The sequence below is a fragment of the Mycobacterium sp. 852002-51961_SCH5331710 genome, from assembly GCF_001665535.1.
Lineage (GTDB): Bacteria > Actinomycetota > Actinomycetes > Mycobacteriales > Mycobacteriaceae > Mycobacterium.
The window spans coordinates 36,786-51,060 of sequence record NZ_LZSQ01000019.1; the positions used below are offsets into that span (position 1 = coordinate 36,786).

The 14,275-nt window shown below is 67.3% G+C and carries 16 protein-coding genes; 1 reads left to right on the forward strand and 15 read right to left on the reverse strand.

Annotation, left to right across the window (positions count from 1 at the left end):
- Positions 1–6 precede the first annotated feature (6 nt).
- From nuoI to A5752_RS03180, 12 genes are all read right to left on the reverse strand, one after another.
- Positions 7–552, reverse strand: a complete 546-nt coding sequence (gene nuoI / locus A5752_RS03125) for an NADH-quinone oxidoreductase subunit NuoI (protein ID WP_067081929.1) — start codon at positions 550–552, stop codon at positions 7–9.
- Positions 545–1,801, reverse strand: a complete 1,257-nt coding sequence (nuoH, locus tag A5752_RS03130; protein WP_067081932.1) for an NADH-quinone oxidoreductase subunit NuoH — start codon at positions 1,799–1,801, stop codon at positions 545–547. Before nuoH ends, nuoI begins: the two co-directional genes overlap by 8 nt.
- Positions 1,798–4,191, reverse strand: coding sequence for an NADH-quinone oxidoreductase subunit G (locus A5752_RS03135; protein ID WP_067081935.1), 2,394 nt, complete (start codon positions 4,189–4,191; stop codon positions 1,798–1,800). The genes nuoH and A5752_RS03135 overlap by 4 nt, the downstream gene beginning before the upstream one ends.
- Positions 4,192–4,291: 100 nt before the next feature.
- The gene (gene nuoF / locus A5752_RS03140) at positions 4,292–5,608 is read right to left on the reverse strand and encodes an NADH-quinone oxidoreductase subunit NuoF (RefSeq protein WP_067081937.1); all 1,317 of its coding nucleotides are present in this window, start codon (positions 5,606–5,608) and stop codon (positions 4,292–4,294) included.
- Positions 5,605–6,468 carry an NADH-quinone oxidoreductase subunit NuoE gene (gene nuoE / locus A5752_RS03145; RefSeq protein ID WP_067081940.1) on the reverse strand — a complete coding sequence of 288 codons (864 nt, stop codon included), beginning with the start codon at positions 6,466–6,468 and terminating at the stop codon, positions 5,605–5,607. The genes nuoF and nuoE overlap by 4 nt, the downstream gene beginning before the upstream one ends.
- The gene (gene nuoD, locus A5752_RS03150; protein ID WP_067081943.1) at positions 6,465–7,835 is read right to left on the reverse strand and encodes an NADH dehydrogenase (quinone) subunit D; all 1,371 of its coding nucleotides are present in this window, start codon (positions 7,833–7,835) and stop codon (positions 6,465–6,467) included. Before nuoD ends, nuoE begins: the two co-directional genes overlap by 4 nt.
- On the reverse strand, positions 7,835–8,524 hold the full coding sequence (locus tag A5752_RS03155; protein ID WP_067081944.1) for an NADH-quinone oxidoreductase subunit C: 690 nt from the start codon (positions 8,522–8,524) through the stop codon (positions 7,835–7,837). The genes nuoD and A5752_RS03155 overlap by 1 nt, the downstream gene beginning before the upstream one ends.
- On the reverse strand, positions 8,521–9,075 hold the full coding sequence (locus tag A5752_RS03160; protein ID WP_067081948.1) for a NuoB/complex I 20 kDa subunit family protein: 555 nt from the start codon (positions 9,073–9,075) through the stop codon (positions 8,521–8,523). Before A5752_RS03160 ends, A5752_RS03155 begins: the two co-directional genes overlap by 4 nt.
- Positions 9,066–9,440: an NADH-quinone oxidoreductase subunit A gene (locus tag A5752_RS03165; RefSeq protein ID WP_067081950.1), complete on the reverse strand. Its 375-nt coding sequence runs from the start codon at positions 9,438–9,440 to the stop codon at positions 9,066–9,068. Before A5752_RS03165 ends, A5752_RS03160 begins: the two co-directional genes overlap by 10 nt.
- 166 nt (positions 9,441–9,606) lie before the next feature.
- Positions 9,607–10,008, reverse strand: a complete 402-nt coding sequence (locus A5752_RS03170) for an Rv3143 family two-component system response regulator (protein ID WP_067081953.1) — start codon at positions 10,006–10,008, stop codon at positions 9,607–9,609.
- Positions 10,009–10,023: 15 nt separating this feature from the next.
- Entirely contained in the window at positions 10,024–10,557 is a 534-nt protein-coding gene (locus A5752_RS03175) for a YceI family protein (RefSeq protein WP_067081956.1), read from the reverse strand.
- A 34-nt stretch (positions 10,558–10,591) separates the two neighbouring features.
- Positions 10,592–10,984 carry a nuclear transport factor 2 family protein gene (locus A5752_RS03180; RefSeq protein WP_067081959.1) on the reverse strand — a complete coding sequence of 131 codons (393 nt, stop codon included), beginning with the start codon at positions 10,982–10,984 and terminating at the stop codon, positions 10,592–10,594.
- Positions 10,985–11,032: 48 nt separating this feature from the next.
- Between A5752_RS03180 and A5752_RS03185 the strand changes: the two genes are divergently transcribed.
- Positions 11,033–11,659: a class I SAM-dependent methyltransferase gene (locus A5752_RS03185; RefSeq protein ID WP_067081962.1), complete on the forward strand. Its 627-nt coding sequence runs from the start codon at positions 11,033–11,035 to the stop codon at positions 11,657–11,659.
- 54 nt (positions 11,660–11,713) lie between these two features.
- Here A5752_RS03185 and A5752_RS03190 read toward each other — a convergent pair whose 3' ends face one another.
- Genes A5752_RS03190 through A5752_RS03200 form a run of 3 tightly spaced genes read right to left on the reverse strand, consistent with a single transcriptional unit; the run spans position 11,714 to position 14,267 of the window.
- Entirely contained in the window at positions 11,714–12,064 is a 351-nt protein-coding gene (locus A5752_RS03190) for a DUF6285 domain-containing protein (protein ID WP_067081965.1), read from the reverse strand.
- Positions 12,061–13,032 carry a phosphotransferase family protein gene (locus A5752_RS03195; RefSeq protein ID WP_067081967.1) on the reverse strand — a complete coding sequence of 324 codons (972 nt, stop codon included), beginning with the start codon at positions 13,030–13,032 and terminating at the stop codon, positions 12,061–12,063. Before A5752_RS03195 ends, A5752_RS03190 begins: the two co-directional genes overlap by 4 nt.
- Positions 13,029–14,267 carry an acyl-CoA dehydrogenase family protein gene (locus A5752_RS03200; protein ID WP_067081970.1) on the reverse strand — a complete coding sequence of 413 codons (1,239 nt, stop codon included), beginning with the start codon at positions 14,265–14,267 and terminating at the stop codon, positions 13,029–13,031. Before A5752_RS03200 ends, A5752_RS03195 begins: the two co-directional genes overlap by 4 nt.
- Between the last annotated feature and the right edge of the window lie 8 nt (positions 14,268–14,275).

Here is a 14,275-nt window from a genome sequence, read left to right on the forward strand (position 1 = left end):
CCAGCCTCACCGCACGTCCCCGGTGACCTTCTGGGGCTCCTGGTCGACGGGCCCGATGTTGCCCAGGTAGTAGTCGTCGTCGGTGGTGCCGGGCGCCATCGGATGTGGCGGCGGCAGCATGCCGGAGCGCAACGGCGCCAGCAGCTTGTCCTTGCCCCAGATGAGATCGGCGCGGTTGTCGTCGGCCATCTCGTATTCGTTGGTCATGGTCAACGCCCGTGTGGGACACGCCTCGATGCACAGACCGCACCCGATGCAGCGAAGGTAGTTGATCTGGTAGACGCGGCCGTAGCGCTCACCGGGGGAGTACCGTTCGTCTTCGGTGTTGTCGGCGCCCTCGACGTAGATGGCGTCGGCGGGGCACGCCCAGGCGCACAGTTCGCACCCGATGCACTTCTCCAAACCGTCGGGATACCGGTTCAGTTGGTGGCGCCCGTGGTAGCGCTTGGCGACGGGCCCGGGCTTCTCCGGATACTCCTCGGTGATCGGCTTCTTGAACATGGTCCCGAAGGTGACTCCGAAACCCTTTATCGCGTCGAGGAACTTAGGCATCGGCTCGCTCCTTGGTTGCGGTCGGTCCCGAGACGGGCGTTGTGCTGCCCGGCAGGGGCGGGACGGGGAAGATCTCCGGATCCAGCTTCTGCTGCGGGATCTCGCGGACATTGCGGCGGCGCGCCGACCGCCACAGACCGACGACGATCAGCAGCGCCACGATGGTGCCGAGAGAGGCGAGCGTGGTGGTGACCTGGCTGAAGCCCTCGTTGCGCAGCGCCCGCGCGGTGGCGACGATCATGATCCACGCCAACGAGAACGGGATCAGCACCTTCCAGCCCAGCCCCATGAACTGGTCGTAGCGCATGCGGGGCAGCGTGGCGCGCAGCCAGAAGAACAGGAACATGAACGCCCACACCTTGGCGACGAACCACAGCAGGGGCCACCAACCGGTGTTGGCGCCGTCCCACATGTTGATGGGCCACGGGGCGTGCCAGCCGCCGAGGAACATCGTCGTCGCCAGCGCCGACACGGTCGTCATGTTGACGTACTCGGCGAGCATGAACATCGCGAACTTGATCGACGAATACTCGGTGTGGAACCCGCCGACCAGTTCGCCCTCGGCCTCGGGCAGATCGAATGGCGCACGGTTGGTTTCGCCGACCATCGAGGTGACATAGACCAGGAACGACGGCAGCAGCAGGAAGATGAACCACGTGCCGTCCTGGGCGGCGACGATGCCGGAGGTCGACATCGAACCCGCATAGATGAACACCGCCACGAAGGACAGCGCCATCGCGATCTCGTAGGAGATGACCTGTGCGCTCGACCGGATCCCGCCGAGCAGCGGATACGTCGAACCCGACGCCCACCCGGCCAACACGATCCCGTACACGCCGATCGACGTCGCCGCCAGGATGTAGAGAACGGCGACGGGCATGTCGGTCAGCTGTAATGCGGTGCGGTGACCGAAGATCGAGACCTCACCGCCCATCGGGATGACGGCGAACGCGATGAAAGCGGGTACCGCCGAGATCACCGGCGCGGCGAGGTAGACGAACTTGTCCACCCCCGCGGGGACCAGGCCCTCCTTGAGGGCGAGTTTGACGCCGTCGACGAGAGACTGCAGAAGTCCCTTGGGGCCGACGCGGTTGGGGCCGAACCGCATCTGCATGCGTCCCAGGAGTTTGCGCTCGATCAGGATCGCCGAGAGCACCGACAGCATCAGAAACGCGAAGATGGCCACCGACTTGCCGAGGATCAGCCACCACGGGTCGTGGCCGAACAACGTGGGATCGGGATGGATCACGGCTCGGCCCGCCCGATCGACACGACATCCCCCGGCGAGACGCCGAGGCTGCGGTGCACCGCCGAACCCGGTGAGTTCAGGGGCAGCCACAGCACACGATCGCCCATGTCGGTGATGGCCAGCGGCAGGGTGATCGTTCCGCGTGGCGTCCGCGCGGTGATCAGATCGCCGTCGTCGGCGCCGATTTCGGCGGCCGTGGCGGCGGAGAGCCGGGCCACCGGCGTGCGTGCGGTGCCCGCCAGATGCGGTTCACCGTCCTGCAAGCGGCCCTCGTCGAGCAGCATCCGCCACCCCGCGAGCACAGCCTGTCCCTCGACCGGAGGCGTGCGCTTCGACGGCGGGACGTTCGGTGCGTCGGGTCGCCGTCCCGCCCACATGCCCAGGCGGGAGATCTCGTCGCCGGCCGCCGACGCGGTGGGCAGGTTCAACGCCACCCCGATCTCGTCGGCCAGGAAGTTCAGCACCCGTAGATCCGGGATGGCGTTGGTCTTCAGCGACGGCTGGAACGGGCGAAGTCGGCCCTCCCAGTTGAGGTATGAACCGGCCTTCTCCACCACCGGCGCGATGGGGAAGACGACGTCGGCGGCCGCGGTGACCGCGCTCTCTCGCAGCTCGAGGCTGACGACGAAGGGCGCGGACTCGATCGCGGCCAGCGCCGCCTCGGGATCCGGTAGGTCGGCGATCTCCACTCCACCGACGAGCAGTGCGCCGAGTTCGCCGCTGCGCGCGGCCTCCAGGATCGCGGTGGTGTCGCGGCCCGGCGCGCTGGGCAGCGCGTCGACGTGCCACGCCACCGCGGTCTGCTCGAGGGCCGTGCCGTCGCTGATCGGCCGGCCACCGGGCAACAGGGTGGGCAGCGCACCGGCTTCCACCGCGCCGCGCTCACCGGCCCGTCTGGGCACCCACGCCAGCCGGGCGCCGGTCGCTTCGGCCAATCTGCCTGCCGCAGAGAGGGCTCCGGGCGAGGTGGCCAGTCGCTCGCCGACCATGATGATCGCGCCGGGCAGCCGCAACTGCGGGTCGCTTGCCAGCTCGTCGAGTGCGGCGGCCTCGTCTCCCGGGGCCGTCGTGACCAGTCGGCCGCGCAGCTTGGTCAGGCTGCGGGTGGCGAAGGGCGCGACGGAGATCACCTGCAGCGCCTTCTTGCGGACGGCCTTGCGCAGCCGCAGGAACACGATCGGCGATTCCTCTTCGGGCTCGAATCCGGCCAGCAGAACCGCGGGCGCGTTCTCGAGGTCGGTGTAGGTCACCGTCATCGGCTGACCCGCGACGTGGGCGGCGAGGAAGTCGGCCTCCTCGCCGCTGTGCGCGCGGGCCCGGAAGTCGATGTCGTTGGTGTTTAGCACGATTCGGGCGAATTTCGAGTAGGCGTAGGCGTCTTCGAGGGTCATCCGACCGCCGACCAGCACACCCGCGCTGCCGCTCGCCGCGGCCAGCCCGTTGCCGGCCACCACCAGCGCCTCGGACCACGACGCCGGCCGCAGCTTGCCGTCCTCGTCGCGGATCAGCGGTGTGGTGATGCGGTCACCCTGGGTGGTGTACGTGAACGCCCACCGGCCCTTGTCGCAGTTCCACTCCTCGTTGACCTGCGGTTCGTCACCGGCCAAGCGGCGCAGCACCTTCCCGCGGCGGTGGTCGGTGCGCTGCGCACACCCGGACGCGCAGTGCTCGCACACGCTGGGGCTCGACACCAGATCGAAGGGCCTGGCCCGGAACCGGTAGGCCGCACCGGTGAGCGCGCCGACCGGGCAGATCTGCACGGTGTTGCCGGAGAAGTACGACTGGAACGGCTCGCCCGGCGCGATGCCGACCTGTTGTAGCGCACCGCGTTCCAGCAGCTCGATGAACGGGTCGCCGGCGATCTGTTCGGAGAAGCGGGTGCAGCGGGCGCACAGAACGCACCGCTCGCGGTCCAACAGCACCTGCGAGGAGATGTTGATCGGTTTCGGGAACGTGCGCTTGACGTCTTCGAACCGAGTTTCGGCGCGGCCGTTGGACATCGCCTGGTTCTGCAGTGGGCATTCGCCGCCCTTGTCACACACCGGGCAGTCCAGCGGGTGGTTGATCAGCAGCAGTTCCATCACGCCCTGCTGCGCCTTGTCCGCCGCAGGCGAGGTGAACTGCGTGCGCACCACCATGTCGGGTGTGCACGTCGTGGTGCAGGACGCCATCGGCTTGCGCTGGCCCTCCACCTCGACCAGGCACTGCCGGCACGCGCCCACCGGATCGAGCAGCGGGTGATCACAGAATCGCGGGATCTGGACGCCGATCAGTTCGGCGGCCCGAATCACCAACGTGCCCTTGGGAACACTGACGTCCACGCCGTCGATGGACAGGTTCACCATCTCGACTTCCGTGGCCGCCGCACCGGTGTCAGCGGTCTGCGTCATCGAATCACCCCCCTAGCTCGCCGAGCGTGCGACCAGATCGAGAAATCGGCCGAAATGTCGCGCTGAGCGCACGTTCGGCGACTCATGGCACGCCACCCCATCAGACCCCGACCCCTTCCGTCGCCATCAGCGTGGACGCATGCGGATCGAACGGGCAGCCGCCGTCGAGGTGGGCGATGTACTCGTCGCGGAAGAACTTGATCGACGACATGATCGGTGCCGCCGCGCCGTCACCCAACGCGCAGAACGACTTTCCGAAGATGTTGTCGGAGATGTCGAGCAGCTTGTCGATGTCGGCCTCGGTGCCGGCGCCCGTTTCGAGGCGTTCGTAGATCTGGGCCAACCAGTAGGTGCCTTCACGACAGGGCGTGCACTTGCCGCAGGATTCGTGCGCGTAGAACTGCGTCCAGCGGCGCACCGCACGCACCACGCAGGTGGTCTCGTCGAAGATCTGCAGCGCCTTCGTCCCGAGCATCGTGCCGACGCCGGCCATGCCCTCGTAATCCAGTGGCACGTCGAGGTGTTCGTCGGTCAGCAGGGGAGTGGACGACCCGCCGGGCGTCCAGAACTTCAGCTGATGTCCGGCACGGACACCGCCCGCGTACTCCAACAGTTCGCGCAGCGTGATCCCGAGCGGCGCCTCGTACTGGCCGGGATTGGCGACGTGACCCGACAGCGAGTACAGCGTGAAGCCCGGCGACTTCTCCGATCCCATCGAGCGGAACCAGTCGATGCCGTTGAGCAGGATGGGCGGCACGCTGGCGATCGACTCGACGTTGTTGACCACGGTCGGGCAGGCGTACAAACCGGCCACGGCAGGGAACGGCGGCCGCAGCCTCGGTTGTCCGCGGCGGCCCTCCAGAGAGTCCAGCAGCGCGGTCTCCTCCCCGCAGATGTAGGCGCCCGCGCCCGCGTGGACGATCAACTCCAGGTCGAAGCCCGACCCCAGGATGTCGTTTCCGAGGAAACCCGCCTCGTACGCCTCGGCCACCGCGGCGTGCAACCTCCGCAGCACGGGCACCACCTCACCGCGCAGGTAGATGAACGCATGATGCGCCCGGATCGCGTAGGCCGCGATGATCGCACCCTCGACGAGGAAGTGCGGGGTGGTCAACATCAACGGAATGTCTTTGCACGTACCGGGTTCCGACTCGTCGGCGTTGATCACCAGGTAGTGGGGCTTGGCGCCCGCGCCGGTGTCGTCCTGGGGGATGAACGACCACTTCGTGCCGGTGGGGAAGCCGGCGCCGCCACGACCACGCAGGCCGGAGTCCTTCACCAGCCCGATGACGTCGTCGGGACCCATCGCGAGGGCCTTCTCCAGGGCGCGGTAACCGCCGTGGCGGCGATACGTGTCCAGCGACCACGGTTCTGGCTCGTCCCAGAACCGGCTGAGCACGGGTGTCAGAGCTGTCATGCGCGTGAATCCGTTGCGTCCGGGCTTGTTTCGATGTTGTTCGGCTTGGGCGGGATGGTCGCCGACGGGCCGGGTGCGGGTGCGTTCGAGGTGGCTTCGGCACCCGCCTTCTCGTCGTCGGGCGTCTCAGTGGAAGCGGCGGGGGCATCGGCGTCGGGTGCCTGCATGCCGCGTTCGCGCGCCACCCGCAGACCCGCGAGCGTCGCGTCGCCGATCCTGCTGCCACCCGACCGCGGATCGGGCAGGCCGGCCAGCGTGCGCGCCGTCTCCCGGAAGGTGCACAACGGCGTGCCCCGCGTCGGTTCGGGCGGATTGCCGCCGCGCAGCGCGTCGACCAGATCGCGCGCCGACGACGTCGTCTGGTTGTCGAAGAACTCCCAGTTGACCATCACCACCGGCGCGTAGTCGCACGCCGCGTTACACTCGACGTGTTCCAGCGTGATGCGCCCGTCCGGCGTCGTCTCGCCGGCGTGCACGCCGAGATGCTCCTGCAGCGCGTCGAGAATCGCGTCGCCACCCATCACCGCGCACAGCGTGTTCGTGCACACCCCGACGAGGTACTCACCGGTCGGCGTGCGCCGGTACATCGAGTAGAACGTCGCCACGGCGGTGACTTCGGCGTCGGTGAGCCCCAACTGCTTGGCGCAGAACGCGACACCGGCCGGGGTGATGCAGCCGTCCTCGGACTGCACGAGGTGCAGCAGCGGCAACAGCGCCGAACGCGATTGCGGGTAGCGCGCGATGATTCGCTCGGCGTCGGCGGCCAGTCGCGCCGCGACGTCGTCCGGATAGGACACCGGCCCGTTGATCGGCGGGCCGGGTTCCTCGGGTCGCTGACCGAGCTCCAGGAATACGCTCACCTGTCCACGCCTCCCATGACCGGGTCGATCGACGCCACGGCGGTGATCAGGTCGGCGACCATGCCGCCTTCACACATCGCGGCGACGGCCTGCAGGTTGTTGAACGAGGGATCGCGGTAGTGCACGCGGTAGGGGCGGGTGCCGCCGTCGGAGACCATGTGCACGCCCAGTTCGCCTCGGGGAGACTCGATTGCGACGTAGACCTGACCGGCAGGCACCCGGATCCCCTCGGTGACGAGTTTGAAGTGGTGGATCAGTCCCTCCATCGAATGGCCCATGATCTTGGCGATGTGCTCGGGTGAGTTACCGAGCCCGTCGGGACCGACTTTCAGATCGGCCGGCCATCCCAGTTTCTTGTCCTGAATCATCACGGGTTCCGAGGTGAGGCGGCCTAGCCTCTCCACACACTGCTCGACGATCTTCAGCGACTCGTGCATCTCCTTGACCCGGATCAGGTACCGGCCGTAGGAGTCGCAACCCTGATCGGTGATCACGTCGAAGTCGTATGTCTCGTAGCCGCAATAGGGTTGGGCCTTGCGCAGGTCGTGCGGAAGCCCGGTGGAGCGCAGGCACGGCCCGGTGATCCCGAGCGCCATGCACCCGGTCAGATCGAGGTAGCCGACGCCGACCGTGCGGGCCTTCCAGATGTAGTTCTCGTTCAGCAGGTCCTCGAGGTCCTTGAGCCGCTTGGGCATCAGCTCGAGCAGTTCGCGGATCTGCGGAATGGCCTCATCGGGCAGGTCCATCGCCACCCCGCCCGGGCGGACGTAGGCACTGTTCATCCGCAGGCCGGACACGGTCTCGAACACCGACAGGATCTGTTCGCGCTCACGGAATCCGTAGAACATGGCGCTCATCGCGCCCAGTTCCATTCCGCCGGTCGCCAACGCCACCAGGTGCGAGGAGATCCGGTTGAGCTCCATCATCATTACGCGAATGACGCTGGCGCGCTCGGGGATCGCGTCGGTGACGCCCAGCAGCTTCTCGACGCCCAGGCAGTAGGCGGTCTCGTTGAAGAACGGCGACAGATAGTCCATCCGCGTGACGAACGTGACGCCCTGGGTCCAGTTGCGGAATTCGAGGTTCTTCTCGATTCCGGTGTGCAGGTAGCCGATTCCGCAGCGGGCCGAGATCACGGTCTCGCCCTCGATCTCGAGGATGAGCCGCAGCACGCCGTGGGTGGAGGGGTGCTGCGGTCCCATGTTGACGACGATTCGCTCACCGGCGTGTGCCGCGGCCGCTTCCTTGGCGGCCTGCACCACCTGGTCCCAATCCTGGCCGCCGACAACGACAACCGTCTCGTTGTTGTCCGAGGCGTCCGGCGACGATGCGCCGCCCTGCGTGGGCGGAACGTGGGAGATGCTCATCAGTTGTAGGCCCTCCGTTGATCGGGCGGAGGAATCTCGGCGCCGTGGTACTCCACCGGGATGCCGCCCAACGGGTAGTCCTTGCGTTGCGGATGCCCAACCCAGTCGTCGGGCATCTCGATCCGGGTCAGCGACGGGTGACCGTCGAAGATGATGCCGAAGAAGTCGTAGGTCTCGCGTTCGTGCCAGTCGGTGGTGGGATACACCCCGAACAGCGACGGGATGTGCGGATCGGCGTCCGGCGCGGTGACCTCCATGCGGATCCGCCGATTGTGCGTGATCGACATCAGCGGATACACCGCATGCAGTTCCCGCCCGACGTCGTCGGGGTAATGCACGCCGCTCACTCCCAGGCACAACTCGAAGCGCAACTCCGCGTCGTCGCGCAGGGCCTGAGCAACCGCAGGCAGCTGGTCGCGCTGGATCTCGAGGGTGAGCTCGTCGCGGTAGACCACGACGCGTTCGATCGAGGCGGCGTAACCGTCCTCACCGAGCACCTCCGCGAGCCGGTCGACGACCTCGTCGAAGTATCCGCCGTACGGGCGCGGGGAGCTGCCGGGCAGCGCCACCGGACGCACGAGTCGGCCGTAACCCGAGGTATCACCCGAGCCTCGTGCCCCGAACATGCCGCGGCGCACACCGATGATCTCGGGACCGCCGTGACCGTTGGTCCCGTTGGCCTCGCTCACCGCAACAGACCCTTGAGCTCGATGGTCGGCGTCACGGCCAGCGCCGCCTTCTCCGCCTCGCGGATGGCCTCTTCGCGGTGTACGCCGAGCGGCATTTCCTGAATCTTGTCGTGCAGCTTGAGGATCGCGTGCAACAGCATCTCCGGTCGCGGGGGGCAGCCCGGCAGGTAGATGTCCACCGGCACGACGTGATCGACACCCTGGACGATCGCGTAGTTGTTGAACATGCCGCCCGAGGAGGCGCACACCCCCATGGCCAACACCCATTTCGGCTCGGCCATCTGGTCGTAGATCTGCCGCAGCACCGGCGCCATCTTCTGGCTGACCCGGCCCGCCACGATCATCAGGTCGGCCTGGCGCGGAGTGGCCGAGAACCGCTCCATGCCGAACCGCGAGATGTCGAATCGCGGACCCGCCGTCGCCATCATCTCGATCGCGCAGCAGGCCAGCCCGAACGTCGCTGGCCACAGTGAGCCCTTGCGGATGTATCCGGCCACCTTTTCGACGGTGGACAGCAGGATTCCGCCGGGCAGCTTTTCCTCTAGTCCCATGCCAGACCTCCCCGCCGCCAGACATAGGCGTAGGCCACGAACACCGTCGCCATGAACAGCAGCATCTCTACCAGCGCGAACAGCCCGAGGTTGTCGAATGCCACGGCCCACGGGTAGAGGAAGACGATCTCGATGTCGAAGATGATGAACAACATCGCGGTCAAGTAGTACTTGATCGGAAACCGCTGGCCACTGGGCTGACCGGACGCGCCGCCGTGCGGCACGGGCTCGATCCCGCATTCATAGGCCTCGAGCTTGGCCCGGTTGTAGCGGCGCGGGCCGACCAGCAGAGCAATGGCGACCGAGCCGACTGCGAACGCGGCCGCAATAGCGCCAAGCACCAGGATTGGCGTGTACAAATCCATACCGAGCAAACGCTCCCTCGTGGGCTGTTCGATGTGAGCTTACCCACACCCTAGCGCCCTTTGGGATGCGCGCCACACCTTTTGGTTAGTATCGCTATTAGCAACGCGTGGCTATGTCGTCATGCCTCCAATAGGCAAGTGCGACAGCTGTTTACGTGTTTTCTGGCTATTGCACCAGCGTGCGCAGCAGCGAGGCCACGGCCTCGCCCAGCCGGATCGGATCGATCGGGTGGGGGACCGCGGCTTCGGCGCGTGACCAGCGGGCCAGCCAAGCGTCATCGGGCCGGCCGGTGAGGACCAGGATCGGCGGACAATCGGCGATCTCGTCCTTGAGTTGCTTGGCGATTCCCATCCCGCCGGTCGGGGCGGCCTCGCCGTCGAGGATCACCAGATCGAACCCGCCCTCGTCCATCTGGCGGATGACCATGGGTCCGGTCGCCACCTCGACGTAGGTCAGTTCCGGCAACTCCGGATGCACCCGCTTACCGAGCGCGAGTTGTACCTCTTCCCGGGTCCTGGGGTTGTCGCTGTAGACGAGGACCCGCAGTGGACGCGATGAGTCGGCCATGCGGTGATCGTACGGCTAGCGGGTGTGCCGGAACACCAAGTCGCCGGAGATCGTGGCCTTGTCGCCGATCATGCCGACCAGGTTGCCGTCGACTCCGAAGTCCTGCCGATTGACGGTGGCCTCGGTGGTCAGCCGCATCCCGCCGTCGCCGACCGGCGAGACCTTGGTGCGCAGGGTCAGCGGTTTCGTCGTGCCCTTGATGGTCAGCTCGGCGCGTAGGTCGATGGTGTCGCCGTCGATGGCGTCGGCGCCGGCGACGAGCACGCTGATCTCTGGGAACCGCTCGGCCTCAAAGAAATCCGCGGAGTGCAGGTGTTCGTCGCGTTTGCGGATACCCGTTCGCAACGACGCCGCCTTGATGTCGACATGCCCGGAAACCGTCTGCGGCGCAGACAGTTGGCCGTCGCCGCTGAATTCGGAGAACCTGCCCTTGACGGGCACGAGGCCCCACATCGACTTGCTCCGCACGACGATCGTCGACTGCGACGGGTCCAGCGTCCATGTGCCGGTCGAGGCGGGGTCGCTGAAAAGCTCGCTCAGACTTGCCATGTCGTCTCCTTGTAGGGTCGGGCTCACCGACAGGTCACTGTGCGGATTCCAGCAACGGTGCCATCTCCGCCGGATCGAAGTACTCGTCGATGCGGCTGATGAGCCCGTCGGCGCCGATTCTGATGATGATGCCGACGCGCATCGCGATCGCGCCGCCGTTGTGTCCGGTGGCGTGCAGGATGTGCTGCTGAACCAGACCGCCGTCGAACAGTTCGCGGTCGATGACCTCGTACCGGCGCGCCGAGGTGGCGTCGATGAACCAGTGCAGCACCCGGAGCGCGCGGTCCTTGTCGCGGTCGCGGTCGGCCACCTTCCACACCACGATGTCGTCGTTCCACAGGCGCGAGATCTCGTCGCGGTCGCCGGACTCGATCGCCCGGAAGAGGCGATCCGCCACGCTGGTGACGGTGTCGTCGGCAACGGTCACGTGGTCCTCCTTGACCTCAACGTCGGTTGAGGTTGAACACTGAGCGGCATGGATGTGACACCTACTCTCTCGCTATTCGACGATGCCTACAAGAGCGGAACCGCACCGTGGGTGATCGGCGAGCCGCAGAAGGCCGTCGTCGACCTCGAACGCGCGGGCATGATCCGCGGCAGGATCCTCGACGTCGGCTGCGGCGCCGGCGAGCACACGATCCTGCTCACGAAGCTCGGATACGACGTGCTCGGCGTGGACTATGCGCCGTCCGCGGTCGAGCATGCGCGCAGGAACGCCGAGGCCAAGGGCGTCGAGGCACGGTTCGAGGTCGCCGACGCGATGGACCTCGGCAACGGCGCCTACGACACGATCGTCGACAGCGCGCTGTTCCACATCTTCGATGCGACCGACCGCGCCGAGTACGTGCGCAGCCTGCACGCGGCGTGCCGTCCCGGCGCCCTCGTTCATGTGCTCGCGCTGTCCGACCGCGGCCGTGGATTCGGCCCGCAGGTCAGCGAATCCGACATTCGCGACGCGTTCGGCGACGGCTGGGTGCTGGAGTCGCTGGAGGAGACCACCTACCGCGGCGTCGTCCAGCCGTCCCAGGCCGAGGCCATCGGACTTTCGGCGGGTTCGCTGGTCGACGAACCGGCATGGCTGGCCCGAATCCGTCGCCCCTGAGCGGTTTGTGCGTGATTCCGTTCGCTCAGCGATCGTTTTCACTCACAAATCGCGTCAGTAGCCGGGGTGGTTGACGTCGAGTCGGTGCCGCACGAGCGTCCGCAGCACGGGCAGGACCTCCGCGGCGCGGCCGTCGAGGTCGCCCGAGCGGATCGCCGCCGCCAGTTGCGGTTCGTCGTCGTAACCGATTCCGCGTAGCGCATCGACGACCTCGCCGACCGAGGTGTCGAGCAGTTCGCGTTCGACGATGCGCAACACGTTGGCCGCGACGCGGGCGTGGAAGTTGACCTGGCCCGCGTCGCCCCGGCCGTCGGGACCGGTGGCGTCGCGAACGTCCTTTTCGAGGAAGCCGGCGACGGCGGCGACGAGTTCCGCCGCGGTGGGGCGCCCGTAGAGCCAACTCATCGCGGTCCACCTCCTTCGAGCAGATCCAGCACGTCCCATTCGGTTTCGCTGACGCGCCGCCCGATCGCGGCCAGCTCGACCGACTCCGTCTGCCCCGACAGATGACGCTCGGCCTGATAGCGGCAGATGACCCCCCACCGCAGGGTGGCCACCGTCAGCCACCAGCGGAATGCCTTGCGGTCCAGCGCCATACCCGCCGCCGACTCGTAGGCCGACAGGAAATCCTCGACGCTGCCCAGGCCGCCGGCGCCGTGATGTTCGGGTGCGCCGAACCGCCACGCCCGAATGCAAAACCAGGCCAGGTCCTCGTAGACCTCGCCGACGTGCACGAGTTCCCAGTCCAGCACCGCCGCCAACCCGGTGTCGTCGACGATCAGATTGCCCATCCGAAAGTCGCCGTGCACCAGCACCTGCGATGACGGGGCCGGCCGGTTGGCTTCGAGCCAGCGGAACGCCCATTCGAATGTCGCTGTGGTGTCGCCCATTTCGTCGAGCCGTGCGCGCCACTCGGAGAGCTGGTCCGACGGCGGCACGTCGATGCCCCGATGGTCCGCGCGGTGGATGGCCGCCAGTGCCTGTGCGCACTGGTGCAGCAGCCGTTCGCGCCCGGCGTCGTCCAATGCGCGATAGATCCGCCGCACGATGGTCTCGCCGCCGATCGCGTCGCAGATCAGGTACGGATTGCCCAGCGCCGCAGGGGAGTTGTCGGCGGCCAGGATGTGCGGCACCGGTGCTCCCGCGGCGGCCGCCCGCTGCTGAACGGCCGCTTCCAGTTCCATGCTGGCGTGGACGTCGTCGGGCGGGCCGGTGCGCAGGATCAGTGCACGGCGGTCGCCGGTGACCGCATCGAAGGCCCACGTCGTGCGGCTCGCCCCGCCCGTGAGCGCGTGCAGGTTCTCGACGGCGACGCCGTCGCCGAGCACCGGGCCGAGGACGGTGGTGAGGGCTTCGGCGAGTTCGCGGTTCAACGCTTGCCGAACCCGAACAGCCGCTGCGCGACCCGCCGGATCTGGATCTCCTCGGCGCCCTCGGTGATCCGGTAGCGGCGGTGGTGCCGGTAGATGTGCTCGAACGGTTCGTGCCTGCTGTAGCCGACGCCGCCGAACACCTGCATCGCGCGGTCGGCGGCATCGCACACCAGCCGGTTGGCCCGGTAGTTGGCCATCGACACCTTGTCCGACACCTCCATGTGGTGGTTTCGGTCCAATTCCGTTGCCGCGTAGTACACCAGCAGCCGCACCATCTGGGCCTCGGTCTGCAGCTCGACCAGCGGCCACTGCACGGCCTGGTTCGTCGCCAGGGGCTTGCCGAACACCTTGCGCTCTCCTGCGTACTGGACGGCGCGGTCGATGCAGTATTGCCCGGCGCCGAGGCTGCTCGCGGCCTGCCGGATCCGGTTCTCGTGCAGGAACGTCTGGCCCACCTCCAGGCCGCGGTCGACCTCACCGAGCACCGCGTCGGCGGGCACCCGGACGTCCTTCAACTCCACCTCGCCGTGGTCGGTGGGCATGTTGAACGACCACCAGTAGTAGGGGACGGTGAATCCGGGCGCGTCGGTGGGCACCAGGAATGCGGTGATGCCGCGGGCCTGGCCGGCGTCGCCCGAGGTTCGGGCGAACACCAGGTCGTGGGTGGCGCGGTGCACACCGGTGTTGAACCGCTTGGCGCCGTTGATGACCCAGTCGTCGCCGTCGCGCACCGCGGTGGTCTCCATCCACGTGGCATCCGAGCCGTGCCCGGGTTCGGTGAGCCCGAAGGCCATCGACCGTTCCCCGGTGATCAACGCCTCGGTCCACTCGGCCTTCTGCGCCTCGGTGCCGAACCGGTCCATCATGATGACCTGGGGGAAGTTGCCGACGATCGACGACTCGTTCTGCAGGTCGTTGTGCAGGCCGAGACCTTTGTGCGCGAGGTGTTCGCGGATCACCGCCATGTCGATGTTGCTGCCGTCGCGACCGCCGAACCGCGACGGCAACCCGTAGCGCAGCCAGCCCGCCGCGTCGGCGCGCCTGCGCATCTCGTCGAGCAGGTCCTCCCACTCGCGGCGCGGAATGCCGTCGTTGTCCCAGTCCGTGCGGGCGTGTTCGCGACGCTTGTCGAAGTACTGGATGTTCTCGCGTTCCAGCGGTTTGATCTCGGCTTCGATGAATGCGTCCATCTCCGCGAGAAGCCCGGGCAGATGGTCGGGCAGGGCGAAATCCACGTTGATTT